The organism is Cohnella sp. CFH 77786 (genome assembly GCF_019400745.1).
Lineage (GTDB): Bacteria > Bacillota > Bacilli > Paenibacillales > Paenibacillaceae > Cohnella.
The window spans coordinates 28,603-49,747 of sequence record NZ_WJIB01000002.1 but is presented as its reverse complement, the minus strand read 5'-3'; the positions used below and the strand labels follow the sequence as shown (position 1 = coordinate 49,747).

The following is a 21,145-nucleotide window of genomic DNA, read 5'->3' as shown; positions in this document are numbered from 1 at the left end:
CGCAAAATCCTACAAAATACCCCTGTCTCCGCCGTCGCAACTCGTTTATAATCGGGTTAAGAGCTTACGGGGAGAGGGATTCATGGAAATTTTTATGACGTTGTTCCTGCTGCTGCAATCGGCATTGGGCGGCAGCCATCACGAGCAAGACAACCTGGGAAAAATTTGGAACACGGCGCACAGCATGACGCAGCAACCGACTGCCCCGGAACCGGCCGGAGGCGGAACCGCACCCGCGACGCCGCCATCGACGACGCCGGTCAAAGCCGGGGATCCCCAGAAGGACGCCCCGAAGGTCAAAGGCATTTATGTCACGGCTTACAGCGCCGGCGGAGCCAGGATGGCCACTTTGCTGGATCTTGTCGACAAAACGGAATTGAACGCGATGGTCATCGACGTCAAGGACGATAACGGCTTCATTACTTACAAAACCGACAACCCGGAACTGACGAAGCTGGGAACGCCCCAACCGTTCATCAAAGACGTGAATAAGCTGATGGCCACGCTGAACGAACATAAGATTTATCCGATCGCCCGTATCGTCGTTTTCAAGGATACCGTATTGGCCAAGAAACATAAGGAGCTCTCCTACTTGAATCCCGACGGTTCCGTCTGGAAGAACGGCAAAGGAGACAGCTTCGTCAACCCGTACCGCAAGGAAGTGTGGGAATACAACGTCGCCGTGGCCAAGGAAGCCGCCAAGCTCGGCTTCAAGGAAATCCAATTCGATTATGTCCGTTTCCCGGAAGGCTTCGAGAAGAAAGCCGAGCATCTGAAGTTCACGAAAACGGATCAGAGCCGCGTGGACGCGGTGGCGGGATTCGTGCAATACGCGCGCAAAGAACTGGAGCCGCTCGGGGTGAGGGTTTCGGTCGACATTTTCGGTTATGCCGCTTCCGTTCCCGCGGCGGAAGGCATCGGACAGGACTTCGTCAAAATCTCCAACGCGGTGAACGTCATTTGCCCGATGATCTACCCCAGCCATTACAGCACCGGATGGTTCAAGCAGAAGGATCCCGACAAGGCGCCTTACGCGACGGTCAAAGGCGCAATGGACGATACGCATAAGAAGCTGGATCCGCTCGGAGACGCCAAACCGATCATCCGTCCGTGGATTCAGGATTTCACGGCGAGTTGGCTTGGCAAAGGACATTACATCCCCTACGGAGCAGCGGAAGTATCCGCCCAGGTGAAAGCCTTGAAGGAAAGCGGAATCGATGAGTTCCTGCTGTGGAACGCCGGCAACAAATATTCTGCCGGGGCGCAATATTGAGAGCAAGACCGCAAGCCGGCGCAATCGCGCCGTTTTTTTTACCCGCAAATATATGCCCCATGGGCACTAAATCGAGCGATACTTTGTCGAAGCGCCGAAATAACGCCCCACGGGCACGAAATCGCTCGAAGTCCTGTCGAAGCGCCGAAATAATGCCCCACGGGCACGAAATCGCTCGAAATCCTGTCGAAGCGCCGAAATAATGCCCCACAGGCACTAAATCGCTCGAAATCCTGTCGAAGCGCCGAAATAATGCCCCACGGCACTAAATCGCTCGAAATCCTGTCGAAGCGCCGAAATAATGCCCCACGGGCACGAAATCGCTCGAAATCCTGTCGAAGCGCCGAAATAATGCCCCACAGGCACTAAATCGCTCGAAGCCCAGTCGAAGCCCGAAAAGAGAACAAACTTAAACTTTAAGTAACGCAAGAAATAACGACATCGTCGTCCACTTGGTACAGAGAAAGTCGTTTTTATCGAAGATCATTCAGAAAGGAATAGGTGCGAAACTTATAAATGCCGAATGATTCAAAAAAGCGGGCTCCCGAAGGAGCCCGCCTGCGTAAGAAGCCGTCAAGCGGCTCTCTTTGCTTCTAACGTTTGCCCACGTCATACGGTTCCCCCGCCGCTTTCGGCGCGCGGGAAGACTTCGAGAACACGATGAGCGCGAGCAGAGTCACCGCATACGGGAATACCTTGAGCACGATCGGCGGAATGACCGCCAGGGAAGGAATGACCTGCGACACGTTCGCGACCGTTGTGGCGATTCCGAAAAACAACGTTGCGGCCAGAACGCCCAGCGGCCTCCATTGGCCGAAGATCAGCGCCGCGAGCGCCAGGAAGCCGAGCCCCGCCACGCTTCCGGTAAACTCGCCCGCGTACGTCATGATGATGATGGCGCCTCCGAGGCCGGAGAACGCGCCCGAGATCATGACGCCGATGTACCGCATTCTCTTCACGTTGACGCCGGCGGCCTCGGCCGCATGCGGATGTTCGCCGCAAGCGCGCAGCCGCAAGCCGAAGGCCGTTTTGTACAAGAGGAAGGAGCTTAACGCCAGGATAAGCAGGATCAGCCAGGTGGTCCAATAGGTCTTGGTGAAGATAAGAGGGCCGATGATCGGAATATCCGAAAGCGGCAGCCACTTCCAATCCATGTCGAAAGGCGAAAAGCCGCTCACCCGGATGTTCCCGCTTCCGGTCATGTTCCGGGCCATGAAGATCGTGATCGCCCCGGCGATCATGTTGATCGCGGTGCCGCTGATGACCTGGTCGGCACTTAAGTTAATGCTGGCGAACGCGTGCAGCAGCGAGAACAGCACGCCGGCCAGCACGGCGACAAGCAGGCCGACCCAGGGTACCCAACCTTCGTTTGCATAGGACTCCTGCAATTTGAAGCTCGTGAAAGCGCCCGCGAACGCTCCGACGACCATCAAGCCTTCCAGTCCGATGTTGACGACGCCGCTCCGTTCGCTGAACAAGCCGCCAAGCGCCGTAATCAGCAAGGGAATGGTGTAAATAATGGCGTACGGAAAGATTTGTTCGATCGTCGTCCACATGCGATTATTTCCCCTTCCCTTCCTGCGCGGCGTTCAGCTTCGCGTTCGCCCTGCGGCGAATCGCCCAGCGGATCAGCCGTTCGACCAGAATGCTGGTGGCCGCGAAGTAGATGATGATGGCGATGATGGAATCGGCGATCTCCGGAGGGATGTCCGTCATCGCGTTCATGAACCCCCGGCCGGAATATAACAGCCCGAAGAAGATCGCGGACAGAAGCACGCCAAGCGGATGGTTCGCGCCCAGCAAGGAAACGGCAATCCCGTCGAAGCCTTGCGACGGCAGAATCCCGATCTGGATGTTCGACGCGTTGCCGGCATACAACGCCACTCCTCCGAGCCCCGCGATCGCGCCCGAAATCGCCATGGAATACACGATGCTGCGGTTCACGGTAATGCCGGCATATTCCGCGGCGTCCCGGTTATGTCCGACGGCTTTGAGCTCGTAGCCGAACGTCGTTCTGTTAATGACGAAAGCGACGGCGAGGACAACAACGATCGCAAGCATCAAACCCAAGTTGATGAACGATCCGTCGAACAGGTCCGACAACCAGGACGCCTTAAGCGTCGCGGCGTCGGGCAGGGGCATCGATTCGGTTTCGCTGGACGGATTTTTGATGAACGATTGCACGCCGTAATAAACCGCCCAGAAGCCGATCCAGTTCATCATGATGGAAGAGACGACTTCATGCACGTTAAACCGCGCTTTCAGCAATCCCGGAACGACCGCCCACAAGGCGCCGCCCAGCGCCCCGGCGATCAGCATGGCCGGGAGCAGCAGCACTTGCGGCAAATCGAGGTTCAAACCGACGACCGAGGCGACGAACCCGCCGACAAGCAATTGACCGGCGACGCCGATGTTGAACAACCCGGTCCGGAAAGCGAAAGCGACGGCAAGTCCGCTGAAAATGAGCGGCGTGGCGGTGGCCAGCGTGTTGCCGATGCGCTCCGGGTTCTTGAGTCCGCCTTCGAACAAATAGGAATAACCGCTTGCCGGGTTATGCCCGGTGGCCAGCATGAGGACGGCCCCGGCCAACAGGCCGAACGCGACGGCGCACAGAGAGATGATCAGATTGTTTTTCACGCGCCTGCCTCCCGTCTGACGCCGGCCATCATGAGGCCGATTTCGTTCTCGTCCGTATCCGCCGCCCGGACGACGCCGACCAGTTCCCCGTTGTTCACGACGGCAATACGGTCGGAAACGTTCAGGATTTCATCCAGCTCCAGCGATACGAGCAGAACCGCATTGCCCTTGTCCCGATGCTCGATGAGCCGTTTATGGATATATTCGATCGATCCGACGTCAAGCCCCCTCGTCGGCTGCACGGCGACAAGCAGGACAGGGCTCCGTTCGATTTCCCGGCCGATGATCGCCTTCTGCTGGTTGCCGCCCGACAGGGATCTGGCCTTCGATTCGGCGCCTTCCCCCGAGCGGACGTCATAGCTGGAAATAATATGGTCCGCATATTGCCGAATCGATTGCTTCTGCAGGATGCCCCGGCGGGAGTACGGCTCCTTGTGGTATACCTCGAGCACCATATTCTCGGCGATCGAGTAGTCCAGCACGAGTCCTCTGCGCTGCCGGTCTTCGGGGATATGGCCGACACCGCTTTCGATACGATCGCGAATCGTCAAACCGGTGATTTCTTTGCCGTTCAAGTAGATATGCCCCGATTCCGCTTTCCGAAGCCCCGTGATCGCTTCGACCAGATCGGATTGCCCGTTGCCTTCCACCCCGGCGATGCCGACGATTTCGCCCGCCCGCACTTCCAGCGAGAAATCGTTCAGCGCGATCGATTTCCTGCCGCTCTTCACGGTCAGGGAATCGACCTTCAGCACGATGTCTTTCGGCCGGCTTTCGGCTTTCTGAACCTTGAAAGACACCTGTCGCCCAACCATCATTTCCGCCATGGCGGCTTCGCTCATCTGTGCCACTTCCACCGTCCCGATCGTCTTGCCCCGGCGGATGACCGTGCACCGGTCGGCGAATTCCTTGATTTCCTTCAGCTTGTGCGTAATCAGGATAATCGATTTGCCTTCGGCGATCAGGTTTTTCATGATCTTGCCGAGCTCCTGGATTTCCTGCGGGGTCAGCACCCCGGTAGGCTCGTCCAGGATCAGCACTTCCGCTTTCCGATACAGCATCTTCAGAATCTCGACCCGTTGTTGCATGCCGACCGAAATATCCTCGATCTTCGCGTAAGGATCGACGTTCAAGCCGTACTGCTTGGACAGCTCTTCGATTTTCTTGCCCGCTTGTTTCACGTCCAGAACGATGCCCCATTTGCGCGTTTCGCTGCCCATGATGATGTTCTCGGTGACCGTGAAATTCTCGACCAGCTTGAAATGCTGATGCACCATGCCGATTCCCAGGTCGTTGGCGACGTTCGGACTTGCGATCCGGACTTCTTTGCCGTTCACCTTGATCGTGCCCCGGTCGGGCTGGTACATGCCGAACAGAATGCTCATGAGCGTCGACTTGCCCGCCCCGTTCTCGCCGAGCAAAGCGTGGATTTCTCCCCGCTTCAGCCGCAGCGTGATATCGTCGTTCGCCACGACGCCGGGAAATTCTTTTCTGATGTTCAGCATCTCCACTACGTAGTCCATGGAATGCTCCTCCTCAAGACGTTAGAAACGCGCTCCTCATAACACACGCATATGGAACGAACAGGGAGAATCCTCGCGAGGATCCTCCTTCATTCTGCCCGAATTACAAAAAAAGACGGGAGCCCGTCTTTTTTTGTATTCGACTTACTTGATGAGATCTCCTTGTTCCGCGGCGACCTTGATTTCGCCCGATTTCAGCTTTTGCAGCACATCGTTCACTTTCGCGACCGTTTCCTGGCTGAGGTTCGGGTTGTCTTTCGGCAGGCCGACGCCGTCTACTTTCGAATCGAATACGAGCGTTTGGCCGCCGGGGAATTTGCCTTCCGTCTCCGCCTTGACCATGTCATATGCGGCTTGGTCGATTTTCTTCATCGCGGAGGTCAGAATGATCGATTTACCGTCTTTCTTCATGCCTTCCGCGTATTGGTCGACGTCAACGCCGACGATCCATACTTCCTTGCCGGCATTGCCGCGCGTGACGGCTTCCTTGATCGCGCCTACGCCTACGCCGCCGGCTGCCGCGAAGATCACCTTCACGCCGCGGTCGTACATTTGAGCCGCGATTTGCTGCCCGGCCGCCGTGTCGCTGAACGTGCCTTGGTAGATTACGTTCTCTTTCTTGATCGTGATTTTGGTGCCCAGGTTATCGTTCGCGTATTTCACGCCTTGCTGGAAGCCCCAGTTGTACTTCTGAACCGGCGGAATTTCCATGCCTCCGATAAAGCCTGCCTCGCCTTCTTTCAATTGGAGGGCGGTCGCTACGCCGGCCAGGAAGCCGGATTCTTGCTCGGCGAAGAAGATGGATACCGTGTTCGGTTTTACGACAGGCGTATTGTCGTCCGCTTTGTGCGGAGCGCCGTCGATCAGAACGAATTTGGCGTCTTTATATTTGTCTTGGGCCGCAAAGATCGCCGTTTCGAACTTGAAGCCCGGCGTCACGATGAATTTGAACCCCGCGTCGTACAGGTTGCCGATTTGATTGAGATAATCGGCTTCCGTCGTGCCGGTCGGCTTCAGGTATTTGTCCTTCAGCCCGAGATCCTTGGCTGCTCTTTGCACGCCTTCCCAAGTGCCTTGGTTAAAAGACTTGTCGTCGATCGTGCCGGAGTCCGTAACCATCCCGACCGAGAAGTCGGTGTTGGCTGCGGGTGCAGGAGATGCACTTTCGGTCGCCGCCGGGGAGCTTGCCGCCGGGGAGCTTGCCGCCGGCGTAGTGGCGCCGCCCTCGTTGTTTTTCTTGCCGCATGCCGCGAGCACACTGATGACCAGAGCTAGAATGGCTAACACGACTACACTCTTTTTCATTCCGTTTGCCTCCCGTTTTTCTTATGATTTATATGGTGTTGCTGTAAAACCTTATCTTGAGCGTTTGTGAGCGTTGTTGAACCCTCTCTGAATCCATTGTTTCCCGTTCCCGGGAAAACCATCCCGTACGCCACATTACCTTAAGGATGGCAGACCGCCGACGATGGCTTTGACCAAGGAAATGAATTTCGGCTTCGTCCGGCCCGCGACCTCCATCACCTGCTCGTGCGTCAGCGGCTCGAGCTCGTCGGCGATCGCCATGTCGGTCACGCAGGAGATCCCGATGACCGCAAGACCGGCATGGCTGGCCACGATCACTTCGGGAACGGTCGACATCCCGACCGCGTCGCCGCCCAGCAGCCTCAGCATTCTCAGCTCCGCTGCGGCCAGGTAGTTCGGTCCGGATATCCCCGCGTAGACGCCTTCCTGCACCTCGATGCCTAGCGATGCCGCGGTCGCCTTGGCGAATTCGGCAAGCTCCGGCGTATACGCCCGGCTCATGTCCGGGAAGCGCGGCCCGAGCGTCGGTTCGTTCGGCCCGATCAGCGGGTTGGCGCCCGTCATGTTCAGATGGTCGCGGATGATCATCAGATCGCCGGCCTTGAACGCGGGATTCATGCCGCCGCACGCGTTCGTCACGATCAGGGTTTCGACCCCGAGCTCCTTCATGACGCGCACGGGATACGTCACTTCCTGCATGGAGTAACCTTCGTAGTAATGAAAGCGACCCTGCATCGCCACGACCGGTTGGTTTTCCAAATGGCCGAAGACCAGCATTCCGGCATGCCCTTCCACGGTGGAAACCGGAAAATGCGGGATGTTCCCGTAGTCTACGGCGACCGCACGATCCAGTTGATCGGCAAGCTCGCCCAGACCCGAACCCAGGATCAATCCGATTCTCGGGCGGATCTCCGTTCGGGACGCCAAATGCGTCGTCGTTTCCTGCAGCCGTTCAAGCAATCGTCCCATTCGTATCCCTCCTTATCGAATCCCGCCGTTGCCGTCTTGCCCTTCCACAACCCCGTAAACGAGCGGAGGCGCGGCTGCCGGCTGCGAACCGATGGCGATGGAAGCGTAGAGGTTTTCGAGCACTTCTTCCACCTGTTCCTTGTTCGCATGGATCGTCGCCAGCGATTCACCTTGCCGGACCCGATCGCCGACCTTCTTGCGCAGGACGATGCCGACCGCCAAATCGATCTCCGAATCTTTCGTCGCCCGGCCGGCGCCCAGCATCATGGCCGCCGTCCCGATCCGTTCGGCTGCCATTCCCGATACGTATCCTTCCGATCGCGCCGGAACCTCGATCCGGTACGCGGCTGTTGGCAGCCGCTCGGGTTGGTCGACCACGGAAGCGTCTCCTCCTTGGGCGGCAAGGAAAGTTTTGAATGTCTCCAGGGCACGGCCGGAAGCGACGGACGCTTCCAGCAGGCGGCGAGCTTCCTCTGCGTCGGCCGCTTTGCCGGCCAGCACGACCATGTGGCTTCCGAGCGTCAGGCTGAGCTCGTACAAATCCGCCGGCCCTTGCCCTCTCAGGGTATCGATCGCTTCCCTGACTTCCAGGGCATTGCCGATCGCATAGCCGAGGGGCTGGCTCATGTCGGAGATGACCGCGATCGTTCTCCGGCCAACCCGGTTGCCGATATCGACCATCGCCTGCGCCAGCTCCCGGGTATCCTCCATCTTTTTCATAAACGCCCCGTCGCCGGTCTTCACGTCAAGCACGATGGCGTCGGCGCCCGCCGCGATTTTCTTGCTCATGATGGAGCTGGCGATAAGCGGGATCGACTCGACGGTTGCCGTTACGTCCCGGAGCGCGTAGAGCTTCTTGTCGGCGGGTGTCAGATCTCCGCTCTGGCCGATGACCGCGAGCCCGTTCCGGTTGACCAGTTCTAAAAATTGCTCGTTGTCGATTTCCACGTGGAAGCCCGGCACGGACTCCAGCTTGTCGATCGTCCCTCCCGTGTGGCCGAGACCGCGGCCGGACATCTTCGCCACGGGCACGCCGACCGAAGCGACGAGCGGGGCCAGCACCAGCGTCGTCGTATCGCCGACGCCGCCGGTGCTGTGCTTGTCGACTTTGATGCCGGTGACCCCGGACAGATCGATGCGGTCGCCCGAATCGACCATGGCCATCGTGAGGTCTGCCCGTTCCCGCGGCGTCATGCCTTGAAAATAGACGGCCATCGCAAGCGCGGACATTTGGTAGTCCGGGATCGCCCCGTCGGTATAACCGCGGATGAGGAACGCGATCTCCTCTTGGGACAGTTCGCCCCCGTCGCGTTTTTTCGCGATCAAATCCACCGTTCTCATGGAATGCCTCCTTTCCTTCCGTCCGTACGCTTCGTTATCCGATTCCCTAATAGCCTTCGCCTTTGCCGCCGGTCACGATGGCGACCGAGGCGCTGGCTCCGAGCCGCGTCGCGCCCGCTTCAATCAGCTTCTCGGCGAAATCGAGGCCGCGGACGCCGCCGGAAGCCTTGATGCCCATCTCCGGTCCGACGACCGCCCGGATCAGCTCGATATCGGCCACGGTGGCCCCTCCCGTGCCGAAGCCCGTCGACGTCTTCACGAAGTCCGCCCCCGCTTCTTTGCAGATGAGCGAAGCTTCCCGCTTCTCCTCGTCGGTCAAGTAACACGTTTCGATAATGACCTTCACGGCCGCTTTCCCGCGGCAAGCCTCGACGACGGCTCGCACGTCGCGCAGCGCCGCCTCCCGGTCTCCTGACTTGAGCGCTCCGACATTCAGCACCATGTCGATTTCGGTCGCCCCGGCCTCCACCGCATCCTTCGCCTCGGCGGCTTTGATTTCCGTCCGGCTCGCGCCCAGGGGAAATCCCACGACCGTGGCGACGCCGACGCCGCTTCCAGCCAGAGCTTGGACGGCAACCGGAATCCAATAAGGATTGACGCACACCGTCGCAAAGCCGTATTTTCTCGCCTCGCCGCAGATTCTCAGGATATCGTCCTTCGTGCTCACGGCGCTGAGCAGCGTGTGGTCGATCATTTTCGCGATTTGTTCCGGTTTCATTTCGTTATCGACTCCCGTCGTTCCCATTTGTCAAGCAATTCCCGAGCCGTTATCTGGTCGGTGATCAGCGTGTTGCCGTACCGTCCCTGCAGCGCGCCGAAAATCGCGTTCACCTTGGCTGCGCCGCCGGCCACAAGAATGGCGTGTTCTTTGCCGCGGAGATCCGCCAGTTCGATGCCGACCGTCCGGTCGTTCAACTCGGGAAGGCAAATCTCCCCGTTCTCGTCGAAGTAGCGGGAGCAGATGTCGCCGGCGCCGCGCGCGCGGATCGCCTCCAATTCATCCTCCCGAAAATAGTTCGAGCCGAGGAGAACGGAATCCGGCGTTGGCGCCCCCGCCGTAAACACGGCCACGTTCGCTTGGACTCCCATGTCCATGACCCGGCGGATGTGCCGGTCGGACAGCATCGCTTGCTTCACGAGAGTATGATCTACAATCGCAGGCAAATACATGAAATAAGGCGTGACATGGAAAGCCTGCGCGAACCGGTGGACGATTTCCGAAGGGGATATCCGGACATCGGCGTCGCTGACGCCCCCGTTCAATTGGACGACAAAGGAGTTTTTGAGCGTCCTCGATTTCAAATGCCGGGCGACCTGGTACATGGTGGAACCCCATGAGGCGCCGATCGTGTCCCCGTCCCTCAGGATTTCCCCCAAATAATCCGCCGCTGCCTGCCCGATGCACTTCTTGACGAGCTCATCTTCGTAGGTGGGGGTATTGGCCACGATCGCGTCGCGCAACCCGAACTTGTCCTTGAGAGCGGCCTGCAGAGATTCGACGTCTTCGGTCGGATCCCTGATTTCGATCCGGACGATCCCTTCCGCCTTCGCCTGCTGCAGAAGCCGCGACACGGTCGGCCTGGAAACGCCGAGCAGCTCCGCGATCTGGCTCTGGCTGTAGTCCAGCTGATAATATAGCTTGGCCGCTTCCAGCGCTTTTTTGATTTTGTCGTTATCCAACGAATGTCACACGCTTTCATTCATCGAATTATTGTGAAATTCTGTTCAGCAAGTGTGAAATTCTGTTCGGTCCCGATTCGTAGCTATTATAATGGAAAAATCGCCCGATTTCAACGTCTGTCCTGCAGGATTCTGTCGCCTTTGCCGAATTCTTTCCCCATTTTCGGCCGAATAAAAACAGCCTTCCGAATAAAGAAGGCTGTTCCAGTACGAAATGTTCGGATTTAAGGTTGAGGGATGCTTGCGCTCAACTGCCGGCTCATCCGGACAAACGTTTCCAGGACGTTCTCAATCCGAAGTCTCATTCGTTCGTCGAGCGGATTTCCTTCGGCATCGAAACGTCTCTGGTCGCCGCCGACGGAGATCCAATCCGGGCAGTTGATGCCGTGCAAGTTCCGGACGATCGTTTGAAGGTGCGTCAGCGAACTGACACCCACCGCTCCGCCTGCCGCGCTTACCGACAGGACGACTTTTCCGTCAAACTCTTCCGCGCCCAAATAGTCCAAAGCGTTCTTGAGAACCCCGGACAGGCTGCCATGGTATTCCGGCGTTGCCAGAACGACGGCATCGCTCTCGGCGACCAGCTGCGCCAGCGCGCGGGCCGGCTCCGGCACCGCATCTTCGTCCGGATCGTACAGGGGAAGCGGCGTCTCCCGCAAATCGAAAACGCGGGCATTGTGCCCGAGGGCGTTTAGTCTCTTGCCGATATAGCGGGCGACTTTCGTGCTGGCGGATTCTCGGCGGGCGCTCCCCGCCAGGATGGCGACGTTCATTGGGAAAACCTCCCTTTCTCAACTTTACATACATATTAGTATGTAAATTGTCGCATGTCAATTCGTCTTGTGAAGAATAAGTGAATCTCCCTTCCGGCTGAGTCACTTATCCTTTCGAGTCACGGTGGCGTTCTGGCCGTGAGCCAGCAGTGACTCTCACGCAATCGAGGCACAATCGGCTAGGAACGGTTGACTCGAGATGGAATCGTATGTATTCGAGGCATCGGGAACAACGAATAACTTGTCAGCGCCTCGCCTTTTATTCAATTGAGACTCAACGTCACGACTCCTCATTGACTTGGAAAACCTCCCATTAATTCCGTTTGCAAACCCCATACGGACTTTAGCTGGAAAGCCACCCGCTAATTTCAGCCATCTTACACGAGTAACCCGGGTCGCAGCGGGTTAGTGGTAACCTTCCCGTTAATTTGCTTCTTGAGGCGTAATCCATGGGATTTAGCGGGAGTTTACCAACTATTCTTGGAATCCCTCAAAATAAAGCGGCTTCGATGGTTACGATCAAACAAAAAAACAGGCTACGTCTCGATGACGTAACCCGCTCCCTTGTTCGCCCTGCGTTTCTCGATCAAGACGATTTCCTTGATCTCCGGCGCCCCGATAAAATGCTTGGACAAATGAACCTCAGCCTCTTCCATCGCCTCGAGATCCGTTTCCGCCAAAATGACCAACACGGCCTGCCTGTCCGGCATTTGCGCTTCCAGCTTGTACAAGTACAACGGCATGCCCTCCGCCATTCGCTATCCGCTTCTCTTATTGGGACAGCCGTCTGGCCAATTCGTACATTTCGATGTCGAACGGCTTCTTCGACTGGCAGACCACTTCGATGTCCGTCGCGACAAACTCGCCCTTGACGAGGCCGAGAGCTTTGCCGGAATCACCCTCAATCAGACGCTGCACCGCGTAATCTCCCAGCCTCGACGCCAGGATGCGGTCATTGTGCGTCGGAGATCCGCCGCGCTGGATATGGCCGAGCACGGTCACGCGAGGCTCGATGCCGCTGTGCTCGGTGATTTGGCGGGCGATGCTCTCGCCGCTGCCGACGCCTTCCGCGACGACGATGATGCCGTGGCGCTTGCCGTTCTTGAAATTTTGTTTCATATGAAGAGCGATTTCCTTGATATCGAAAGGCACTTCCGGCACGAGGATCGCTTCCGCGCCGCTGGCCAGTCCCGCGTACAGCGCGATGTCGCCGCAGTGCCGGCCCATGACCTCCACGACGGAGGCGCGCTCGTGGGAAGTCATCGTGTCCCGCAGTTTGTTGATCGCGTCCACCACGATGCTGACCGACGTATCGAAGCCGATCGTGAAATCCGTGAACGGAATGTCGTTGTCGATCGTGCCGGGCAAGCCCATCGTCTTGATCCCGAGACGGCTGAGCCGAAGCGCCCCTTGGTAGGATCCGTCGCCGCCGATCACGACGAGGCCGTCGATGCCGAATTCGCGCAGGATGTCGGCGCCGCGCTGCTGTCCTTCCGGCGTCATGAATTCCTTGCAGCGAGCCGTCTGCAGGATGGTACCGCCCCGCTGGATGATGTCGCCGACGCTCCGCAGGTCCATTTCCCGGATTTCCCGGTTCAGAAGCCCCTGGTATCCCCGCTGGATCGCGTAAACTTCCAAACCGCGGTATAAACCGCCGCGGACGACCGCGCGGACGGCGGCGTTCATGCCTTGAGAATCCCCGCCGCTCGTCAGAACGGCAATCCTTTTGACTGCACTCATGTTCGTAGTCCTCCCCATTCTAGTCGCGAGCTACATGGCTTTGCGTATCCAATGGCTGTTCAGCCAGAAAAACAAGCGGGTCCACGGGCTCCCCTTCATGAGCAGGCCGGCCGTTCGTCGAACCTGGCTCTGTCCTTTCACTTTGGGGTCCGATAAATAAAGGGCGATCAGCCCTTCGACGATCATGCGGTGGAAAGACGGGTTCGGCAGGCGGTCCGCCGACTGGCGCGCCGACCGGACCATCCGCAGCATGCGCTCGTCCAGATGCTCTTGGCTGTTGAAATAGCTGCAGAAATTCAAGTCTCCGCCTTCCCGGTCTTCGGCCTGGTCGATCAAATAATCGAGCAAGATATGAAGCCCGCAGATCGACGGAAAATAGGTTTTCCGGATGTTGTCGGCCATTTCCGGCGTCAGATCCGGATCTCCGGCCGCGAGGAACAGCATGAACATGCCGAGGGTCGATCCGGTCGCCGCGGCGAACTCGTTCCAAAGCAGTTCCGGATACTCGGATCTATGCCGTTCCCACCAGGCGAGCAGCTCGGGCTCCCGCTCCGGCTTGGCAATGTGCTTGTACACTTGCAGGTCGCCGTACAATCCGACCAGGTCCCGGACATGCGCCTGCACCCGGCCGTAGGCGGGAAGCTCGGCGATCGACGCTTGGCATCTGCGCACGAGGGCATGGAGGTAGCCGCCGTCGTCGTTCTCCCGCCGCAGCGCGTAATAATCGGTCAGAGGGGCCCCGGGGGTAACCGCGTCGAGCATGCTGCGGTGAAGCAGCCGGAAATCTTCCGCGTCGAGCGAAGTGCTCCTGTCGCACAAATTGTCCAAGTAATCGCTGATCGTCTGCAAGGCCACGATGAGCGGGATCAGAACGTCCCGCAAATCCAGCCGAGCCGCTGCGTAGACCGCTCCGCCCTCGCAGTGAAACTGCTTCCCGTTCATGCTGTCGAGCGCCTGCTTGCGTAGCTCGGGATCCGGGATCGCTTCCGCCGCGGCGCGCCACCCGGCAAGCTCGGAGCGTACGCCCGGCAAGATATACTTGTATACTCGCGACATCAGCGAGACCGGTCCCTTCGGACATCGGCCCGCCATGCGATCGTGTTCCATTCCGCGTCCTCCGCTTGCTCGGTCAGCCATGCCTCTTGGTGTCCTCGTCAAGATCCTGCTGGGTGCGAAACCAGATGTGCAAATCGTTGATCCGGCTGGCCAGCTCGGCGATTTCCCCGTTCAGCCGGCAGGAAGCGCCAAAATCTTCTTCCGCCGACAGGCGATCCTGTTTGACTTTGATTTCTTCTTCGAACCGCTTGACGCGGTCCGGAATCGTTCCCCTAACGTTCTCCCAAAACTCGAGCACGGCCGTTTGCCGCTCGCGGCCGAGCGAATCCCAATCCGTCTCCAGGGACGGCAAATGAATGCCGAGCCGTTCGCTCCATGCGAATTGACGGTCCAGCCACCCGTTGTCTCCCATCGCCATTCCTTCCGTTTTCGCGCTCTAATTGAAGTTTGGATGAAAGCATCATCCTATAATGTATCACTACGGCCATGTGAAATCCAGCGCAAATGTTCTGTCCGCGTTCTGTTAAACGGACGTAAAAAGCTGTCGGAATCTGTTATAATACTAGCATTCGCACAACCTGAACCGATCCGGGCAAAGGAGCCTGAACCATGAAACCTTCGGACGGCCCGGTCACCATGAGGCGGCTGTTTCTTTTTTTCATTCCGATGGGATTGTCCGTTGTCCTGATCAATCTATCCCATGTCATCATCAACGGCACGCTCGCCCGCGCGCCCGATCCGGAGACGATTCTGGCCGGGTACGCGCTCGGCATGAGCCTGCTGGCCGTGACGGAGAGACCGGCGGTCCTGCTCCGCCAGACCTGTTCGGCGCTTGTCCGGGATCGGACCTCGTTTCGCGCCGTTCGCACCGTCGCATTTTGGGTATTCGGATCCTCGCTCGTCTTCGGGGCGCTGACCGCATATAGCCCGGTGGGACATTGGGTGTTCGGAGTCGCCTTCGGCGCCGACGCCCATGTGCGCGCGGAAGCCGTGCGATCTTGGCAGGCGCTCATGTTCCTGTCGGTTTTTTCCGGACTGAGGTGTCTCTTTCAAGGGGTCATCATCTATCGGATGAGAACGAAGTGGCTGACCGTCGGCATGGTGTTCCGCTTGACCGGGATGGTCATCCTTTCCCAACTATTCATCCGCGCCGGCATCACGACCGCTCTGCAAGGAGCCGTCATTTTCGTCTTCGGCATGATCATTGAAGCTACGCTCAGTTGGATCGAATGCCGCAGGCTGGTCAAGCAATTGCCCGATCGCGCGGAAGAGAGCACCGTCGCGGGTCCGAAGCAGGTGCTTCCCTTTTACAATCCGCTCCTGTTCTCTTCCCTGATCGTCGTGTGGGTCATGCCGATCCTGAACGCGGTGCTCGGAACCACCGAGCGGGCGACGCTGGCGATCGCGTCCTTCGCCGTCGCGGGCAGCCTGATGAACCTGATGCTGGGCTTCTTTACCTATTTCCATCAAATCGCGCTGCACTTCGGCAAGACGGATCCCGGCCAAGTCCGCAGGTTTACGCTCGCGCTCGGCTTCGTGCCGGCGGTGTTCCTCGTTCTGCTCGCCTATACGCCGGCAGGCCCGTGGATGCTCGCCCACGCGCTCGGCGTCCGCGGAGATCTGCTCGAGGAGAGCTTGCTCGCCCTCCGGGGCTTTTTGCCGTTCGTGCTCGCGTTTCCGTGGCTCGATACGTTAAACGGCTTCGTCATGTCCCGCGGGGAAACGAAGCTGATGTTCGGCTCCCAGCTCGCCAACGCTTCCGTTACGGCCTTGCTCGTCGCCGCGCTTGCAGCGATGCTCCCCCACTGGAGCGGCATCCTCGGGTCGCTCGCCCAATCGGGCGGCTTGGTCGCCGAGCTGGCTCTGCTCTCGTGGATGTACCGACGCAATCGTATCAAATCGCAGTCTGCGTTCGCCCAGTCATCCTAGAATCGCAACAGCAGGAGAGGAACAGGAGAAAACCAACGATGAAAGTTAACGCCGCCCCGTCCCGTCAAATGACCGTATTGCGCTCGCTGCATTTCGCTTCCTACGCCACGATGGTCCTGATCATGACTTATTTTCCGCTCTATTTCTACAGTCTGGGCTTCTCCAAGCTGCAGATCGGGGCGATCTATTCGGTCGGCCCCGTGCTGTCGATCGTGTCCAACCTGCTCGTCGGCATTCTGAGCGACAAGACCAAGAGCCTTCGCCGGATGGTCAGCCTCCTGTACCTCGGTCAAATCCTGGCGCTCGCCCTGCTGCTTCCGCAGCGGGAATTCGGCATCATGTCCGCCGTCATGGCGCTCTTCTATCTGTTCCAGACACCCATCAACTCGATGCTGGACAGCCTGACGCTGCTGGCGGCCGACCGCATGAAACGGAGCTTCCCGTCCATCCGGATGTTCGGCTCGCTCGGCTACGCGATTAGCGCCGTTATTTTCGGTTACCTGCTGAAAACGTACGGCTCGGACCTCACGATCTCCCTTGCGCTCGGGACGGTTACGGCTTCGCTCGTATTCTCCCTGTTCGTGGCGGATTACCAGGCGTCCATGCGCAAGTTCGAATTCCGCGCGTTATGGGCCGTGCTGCGCCGCCGAGAAACGTTCGGCTTTTTCGTCTTCATTGCTCTCGTATCCGTCTCCCACCGAATGAACGAAGGATTCCTCTCGGTGGCGATGCGAGACAATGGCGCGCCGGATTCGGTCATCGGGATCGCGTCCCTCGCCTCGTCCGCCAGCGAGATCCCGGTGTTCTTCCTGCTGTCCAAATTCGGGCATCGGTTCCGCGAATTCCCGCTGCTGGCGGTCGCCTGCTTCATGTACGTCGTTCGGATGCTGCTGCTCAGCGTTACGACGGAGCCCTGGGGCTTCGTCGCGATCCAGGCGATGCACAGCGTGACCTTCGGCATCTTCTATATCACGGCGCTCCGTTGCCTTCAGTCCCTCATACCGGAGGAATACCGCGCTTCCGGACAAGCCGTGTTCGGCGTCGTCTGGACGGGCATCGCCGGGCTGCTGGCGGGAACGGTCGGCGGCTGGCTGTACGACGCCTTCGGCCTCGCCGCCCTGTTCCGGGCGGGAGCCGTATTCGCCCTGCTGGGCTGCGCGGGCTTCCTGTTGTTCCACTTCCGGCGCACCGCGCCTTAACCGGCGGATTCGCTTCTTGATCGCCCCTCCCCCCGCCACTATAATAGGGGGGAAGGAGAGAGAACAACGATGGAATACAGCGCACTCAAACAGCTTATCCAGGAACGGCGAAGCATCCGTAAATTCGCGGACAGGCCCGTATCCGAAGAGGACATTCGCGAACTGATCGATTGCGCGCGTTACGCGCCCAGCGACACGAATTCGCAAACGTGGGAGTTCGTCGTCGTGACGAATCCGGACAAAATCTCGGCGATCGAGAAAATGACGTGGGACGAGCTCCACAAGCGGGCCCAGGAAGCCGAGGAACGCGGCCTCTCCCGGGAAGGCCGGCTGCTCGTCAAATCGTTCGGCCCTTACGCGACGGCTTTCTCGGACGCACCCGCCCTTATCGTGTGTCTCGCGACCCCGTACCAGTCGAAATTCCGCGAACGGATCTTCGATCCGATCGGCCTCGTGAACGACGAAGTATGGCGCGAGGAAGGCATCAAAAGCAGCTGCCTCGCTTCGATGAACCTGATGCTGGCCGCCCACGCGCGGGGAATGGCGACCTGTCCGATGACCGGCCCCGTCCTGCTCGCGGAGAAGCCGCTTCGCGAATATCTCGGCATCGACGAGAGCCGCCAAGTGAACATGGTCATCGCGCTCGGCTATCCGAGCGAAACGCCGGGTAAACTGCCCCGCAAAGAAATCGACGAAATCCTCACGATCGTAAAATGACCCGCTAAGCGAACAACCGACCTTGCAGCCTGAAATATCCAGGCGGAGGTCGGTTGTTTTTGTTTCATCGAACCGTCAGCTTATCGGTTTTGGAAGAGACGATAACGCCCTTGTCATCGAATGCTTTGACCGTCAGATCCACGGTTTTGCCTTTGAACGAAGTAAAATCGTAATCGAACTTCCAAGGCGCCGACGTGACCGTCGCCGCTTTCTTCCCATTCACCCAGTACTCCGCTTTGCCGAGAATCGGCGACACCGTCTTGATGTATGCGGCGATCGTCTGCCGGCCGGCTGTGATCGTACCCGATGCAAGCGGCTTGAATGCGGCCACCGATTCTTCGCCGACGGCGGATAAATAATACGGGTTCCCGATCGATTGCTTGTAGGCCCCGAGCAATTCCGAACTGGCTGACAGCGTATACGAGTTCAGCCGTCCTCGTTCCTTCTTCGTGGCATCGAACCACACGACCGCCTTGACGCCCGGATAGAGCAGAGGCAAGCTTTCATAGAATACCCGGGTCTGATAAGCGGCCCAAGCGTTGCGGTCGGTATGCATGACGGGATCCGTATACGATACGGCGCCCTCGGACAACATGATCGGCTTTTTCTTGGCATAGAGCTTATAGATTCGGTCGAATTTCTCGACGTAGCTGGAGCGGTCGACCGATTTCTTCAGAGGGTCCAAGCTGCCGTTAAACGTCTGGTACATGCTGACGCCGACCCAATCGACAGCGTCGTCGCCCGGGTAATATTTCTCGATGTTATCCGGGGGGAAATAGTTCGGCGACCACACCATGACGACGTTCGGCGCTTCTTCGTGAAACGCCTTGGCTACCACGCGGAACTTCTCGATGTAGGTCGCGGGATCGGGCGAATACCATTCCACCCAATCGCCGTTCATCTCGTTGGCGAAGCGGAGGAAGATCGGAATGCCCGCTTCTTTGGCGGAGCGGGCCAGCTCCCTTAAATAGCCGTCGTCCTCGACCTGATCCAGGCCTTTGCTCGGTTGCAGGGCAACCTCCAGCGCCACGTTTTCCCGTTTGGCGATCTCGATATGGCGCTTGTAGGACTCGAAGAAGTTCGTGCCCGCATCCCGGTCATACACCGTATATAACAGGTACATGGCATGTTTCTTCCCCGTGAGCTCGGGGAAGTCGGTCATGTAAAACTTTTCTCCGTTTTTGCTGGCATGGACCGCCGGGTCGTTTTCGGCATAAGCGCCGATCAGAGCGCCGTTCTTCGGTTCATACTTCACGCCGTGATAAACGGAGCCGGCTGCCGAACCGTCCTGTACGAACAGCTCGAACCGGCTGCGGATCCAGTCCGCCTTGCGCTTCGCCGCAATGGATTCCTGCGTTTTCCCGCCCATGGCCCAGGCAGCGGCTTCGAGATCCCACGAGGCGACCGCGTCGTCGTACAAACCGAGTTTGGATTGAAGGTCGCCGGCATTGTTGTACATCAGGGCGGCATTGTTGTAATCCTTCTTCTCGGCAAACAGCGGAGCGATCTGCAAATACTTGGCAATCGCGGTCTTGTAGTCGTTCTTTCCCTTCGCCTTATTCGCCTCGCCGTATACTCTCCATACATTCACTTTGGCCGCCAACGCCGCCTCGGCTTGCGGCGACGCGGTTGTCGTCCATAGCAGCGCGGCGGCAGCCAGACTAAAACAAACCCGAACCATCCATCTCGTCAACGAAAGACTTCCTCCCCTGCCCATCACGCTTTATAAGCCAATTTCTCCTCGATCAGCTTCGCAATGCCGGAATACGTCGTGACGACCGGCCCATTCAGCAGCAGAACGTCCGTGATTCCGCGTTTCTCGATCTCCGCGGCCAAATTCCCTTTGAAATAACGAGGGTCGACGATCTCGATCTCTTGAAAATGGGGAAGCAGGAACGGCACGACAGCGTTGGCATAGGAGTCTTTGATGATCATCAGCTTCTTGCCGTTCTTGACGTCAGTCGTAATCCGGCTCATGGCGAAGTCCCCGCCGAGGAACACGGCGTAACCTCCGCGGCCGTCCGCCGGAATCTTGTTCTCGACCAGCGTTTTCTTCACTCCGTGAACCCCGTCGCGATATACCTTATATTCGTGCTTCACGGTCGGCTGGTATGTCGCAATCGTATCCGGATTCTTCTTCAACTCCGCGTTCAAGGTCGCCGCGTACGCCGTACCTAGGTAGCCGGGAAGCTCCTTCTTCGGGTAAGCGCTCAGCGGAACCGGCTGGAACCCCATCGTTTTCGCGATCGCTTCGTATCCGTAATAAGCGCCGAGTGCCGTCCAATGATGGTCGGTCCGGAAATAGACATAGTCCTTTTTGTGGGCTTCCACGTTGGCATACGCGGGAACGGTTCGGATCGGCGCCTTCAACGACTCGTAAACGTGCTCGAAAGCCTGCTTCTGGGAATCGGACAGTTTGCGCAGCTTCTCGGATTCGACGAATTCGACCTGCGAAGGAACCAACATCGAGTACACGCGGATATCCGGGCCGATCATGCTTTGAAGGTGGTTGATCGCCTTGGCGTACGCTTCCGCGCTCGCGGCGGAATACTGGTACAGCAGCATCGCCCGATCCTTGATGACCAAATATTTCGAAGCTTCGGCGGCGACGACTTCGCCCTTATCGTCTTCCGCTCCAGAAGCGCCCGCCGCTCGAGCGCCGCCGCCTCCGAGCGCTTCGCCCATATTATTGCCGCCTTTGTTCACCACGAGGGAAACGCCGTCGGAACCTTTGCTTCCTTTCAGCGCTTTAACGGACGTGCCGAGCTCGACGAATGCGTTTCGGAAGGCGAAATGATCTGAAAAATAATTGTCGTACTCCTTAAGCAAGCCGCCATGGAACAGCTTGTCCAGCGAAAACGACGGCCAGGCCTGAAGCTCCCGTTTTTCCATGTCGGACAATTGCGCCTTGCCGCCGGGTTGGGCCAGGTTCAGGACGGACATGACGGCGACGGGTATGAGGAATAACGCGATATTCCATCGAGAATGGCGAGACTGCAATTT

General features: G+C 58.4%; 19 protein-coding genes. 4 read left to right on the top strand and 15 right to left on the bottom strand.

Annotated features, from left to right (window positions below; genetic code table 11):
• Positions 1–82: 82 nt before the first annotated feature.
• Positions 83–1,273 carry a putative glycoside hydrolase gene (locus tag GE107_RS03290; RefSeq protein ID WP_219638070.1) on the top strand — a complete coding sequence of 397 codons (1,191 nt, stop codon included), beginning with the start codon at positions 83–85 and terminating at the stop codon, positions 1,271–1,273.
• Positions 1,274–1,866: 593 nt separating this feature from the next.
• Here GE107_RS03290 and GE107_RS03285 read toward each other — a convergent pair.
• From GE107_RS03285 to GE107_RS03225, 13 genes are all read right to left on the bottom strand, one after another.
• Positions 1,867–2,829 (bottom strand): ABC transporter permease, encoded by a 963-nt coding sequence (locus tag GE107_RS03285; protein ID WP_219638069.1) that lies wholly within the window; start codon positions 2,827–2,829, stop codon positions 1,867–1,869.
• Positions 2,830–2,833: 4 nt separating this feature from the next.
• Positions 2,834–3,910 carry an ABC transporter permease gene (locus tag GE107_RS03280; RefSeq protein ID WP_370636228.1) on the bottom strand — a complete coding sequence of 359 codons (1,077 nt, stop codon included), beginning with the start codon at positions 3,908–3,910 and terminating at the stop codon, positions 2,834–2,836.
• Positions 3,907–5,433, bottom strand: a complete 1,527-nt coding sequence (locus tag GE107_RS03275; RefSeq protein WP_219638068.1) for an ABC transporter ATP-binding protein — start codon at positions 5,431–5,433, stop codon at positions 3,907–3,909. Before GE107_RS03275 ends, GE107_RS03280 begins: the two co-directional genes overlap by 4 nt.
• A 144-nt stretch (positions 5,434–5,577) precedes the next feature.
• A complete protein-coding gene (locus GE107_RS03270; protein WP_219638067.1) occupies positions 5,578–6,738 on the bottom strand; it encodes a BMP family lipoprotein in 1,161 nt (386 codons plus the stop codon).
• A 135-nt stretch (positions 6,739–6,873) separates the two neighbouring features.
• On the bottom strand, positions 6,874–7,707 hold the full coding sequence (locus GE107_RS03265; RefSeq protein WP_219638066.1) for a purine-nucleoside phosphorylase: 834 nt from the start codon (positions 7,705–7,707) through the stop codon (positions 6,874–6,876).
• A gap of 12 nt (positions 7,708–7,719) precedes the next feature.
• Positions 7,720–9,048 carry a pyrimidine-nucleoside phosphorylase gene (locus GE107_RS03260; protein WP_219638065.1) on the bottom strand — a complete coding sequence of 443 codons (1,329 nt, stop codon included), beginning with the start codon at positions 9,046–9,048 and terminating at the stop codon, positions 7,720–7,722.
• Positions 9,049–9,094: 46 nt separating this feature from the next.
• The gene (gene deoC, locus GE107_RS03255) at positions 9,095–9,766 is read right to left on the bottom strand and encodes a deoxyribose-phosphate aldolase (RefSeq protein ID WP_219638064.1); all 672 of its coding nucleotides are present in this window, start codon (positions 9,764–9,766) and stop codon (positions 9,095–9,097) included.
• Complete coding sequence (locus GE107_RS03250; RefSeq protein ID WP_219638063.1) at positions 9,763–10,728, bottom strand: DNA-binding transcriptional repressor DeoR; 966 nt, start codon at positions 10,726–10,728, stop codon at positions 9,763–9,765. The genes deoC and GE107_RS03250 overlap by 4 nt, the downstream gene beginning before the upstream one ends.
• 224 nt (positions 10,729–10,952) lie before the next feature.
• Entirely contained in the window at positions 10,953–11,501 is a 549-nt protein-coding gene (locus GE107_RS03245; protein WP_219638062.1) for an NADPH-dependent FMN reductase, read from the bottom strand.
• 536 nt (positions 11,502–12,037) lie between these two features.
• Complete coding sequence (locus tag GE107_RS03240; RefSeq protein ID WP_219638061.1) at positions 12,038–12,256, bottom strand: DUF3906 family protein; 219 nt, start codon at positions 12,254–12,256, stop codon at positions 12,038–12,040.
• A gap of 16 nt (positions 12,257–12,272) precedes the next feature.
• Positions 12,273–13,241: a 6-phosphofructokinase gene (pfkA, locus tag GE107_RS03235; protein ID WP_219638060.1), complete on the bottom strand. Its 969-nt coding sequence runs from the start codon at positions 13,239–13,241 to the stop codon at positions 12,273–12,275.
• A 30-nt stretch (positions 13,242–13,271) separates the two neighbouring features.
• Positions 13,272–14,348 (bottom strand): tetraprenyl-beta-curcumene synthase family protein, encoded by a 1,077-nt coding sequence (locus GE107_RS03230; protein ID WP_255570150.1) that lies wholly within the window; start codon positions 14,346–14,348, stop codon positions 13,272–13,274.
• Between the two features lie 22 nt (positions 14,349–14,370).
• A complete protein-coding gene (locus tag GE107_RS03225) occupies positions 14,371–14,709 on the bottom strand; it encodes a hypothetical protein (RefSeq protein WP_219638059.1) in 339 nt (112 codons plus the stop codon).
• A 197-nt stretch (positions 14,710–14,906) separates the two neighbouring features.
• Between GE107_RS03225 and GE107_RS03220 the strand changes: the two genes are divergently transcribed.
• The 3 genes from GE107_RS03220 (at position 14,907) to GE107_RS03210 (ending at position 18,142) form a co-directional block, all read left to right on the top strand.
• Positions 14,907–16,226 carry a multi antimicrobial extrusion protein MatE gene (locus GE107_RS03220; RefSeq protein WP_219638058.1) on the top strand — a complete coding sequence of 440 codons (1,320 nt, stop codon included), beginning with the start codon at positions 14,907–14,909 and terminating at the stop codon, positions 16,224–16,226.
• A 38-nt stretch (positions 16,227–16,264) separates the two neighbouring features.
• Positions 16,265–17,425 carry an MFS transporter gene (locus tag GE107_RS03215; RefSeq protein ID WP_219638057.1) on the top strand — a complete coding sequence of 387 codons (1,161 nt, stop codon included), beginning with the start codon at positions 16,265–16,267 and terminating at the stop codon, positions 17,423–17,425.
• A gap of 69 nt (positions 17,426–17,494) precedes the next feature.
• A complete protein-coding gene (locus GE107_RS03210; protein ID WP_219638056.1) occupies positions 17,495–18,142 on the top strand; it encodes a nitroreductase family protein in 648 nt (215 codons plus the stop codon).
• 64 nt (positions 18,143–18,206) lie between these two features.
• On the opposite strand, the gene GE107_RS03205 is transcribed toward GE107_RS03210, so the two are convergent.
• Both GE107_RS03205 and GE107_RS03200 read right to left on the bottom strand, forming a co-directional pair.
• Positions 18,207–19,835 (bottom strand): glycosyl hydrolase, encoded by a 1,629-nt coding sequence (locus tag GE107_RS03205; protein WP_219638055.1) that lies wholly within the window; start codon positions 19,833–19,835, stop codon positions 18,207–18,209.
• Positions 19,836–19,858: 23 nt separating this feature from the next.
• Positions 19,859–21,142 (bottom strand): DHHW family protein, encoded by a 1,284-nt coding sequence (locus GE107_RS03200; protein ID WP_219638054.1) that lies wholly within the window; start codon positions 21,140–21,142, stop codon positions 19,859–19,861.
• Between the last annotated feature and the right edge of the window lie 3 nt (positions 21,143–21,145).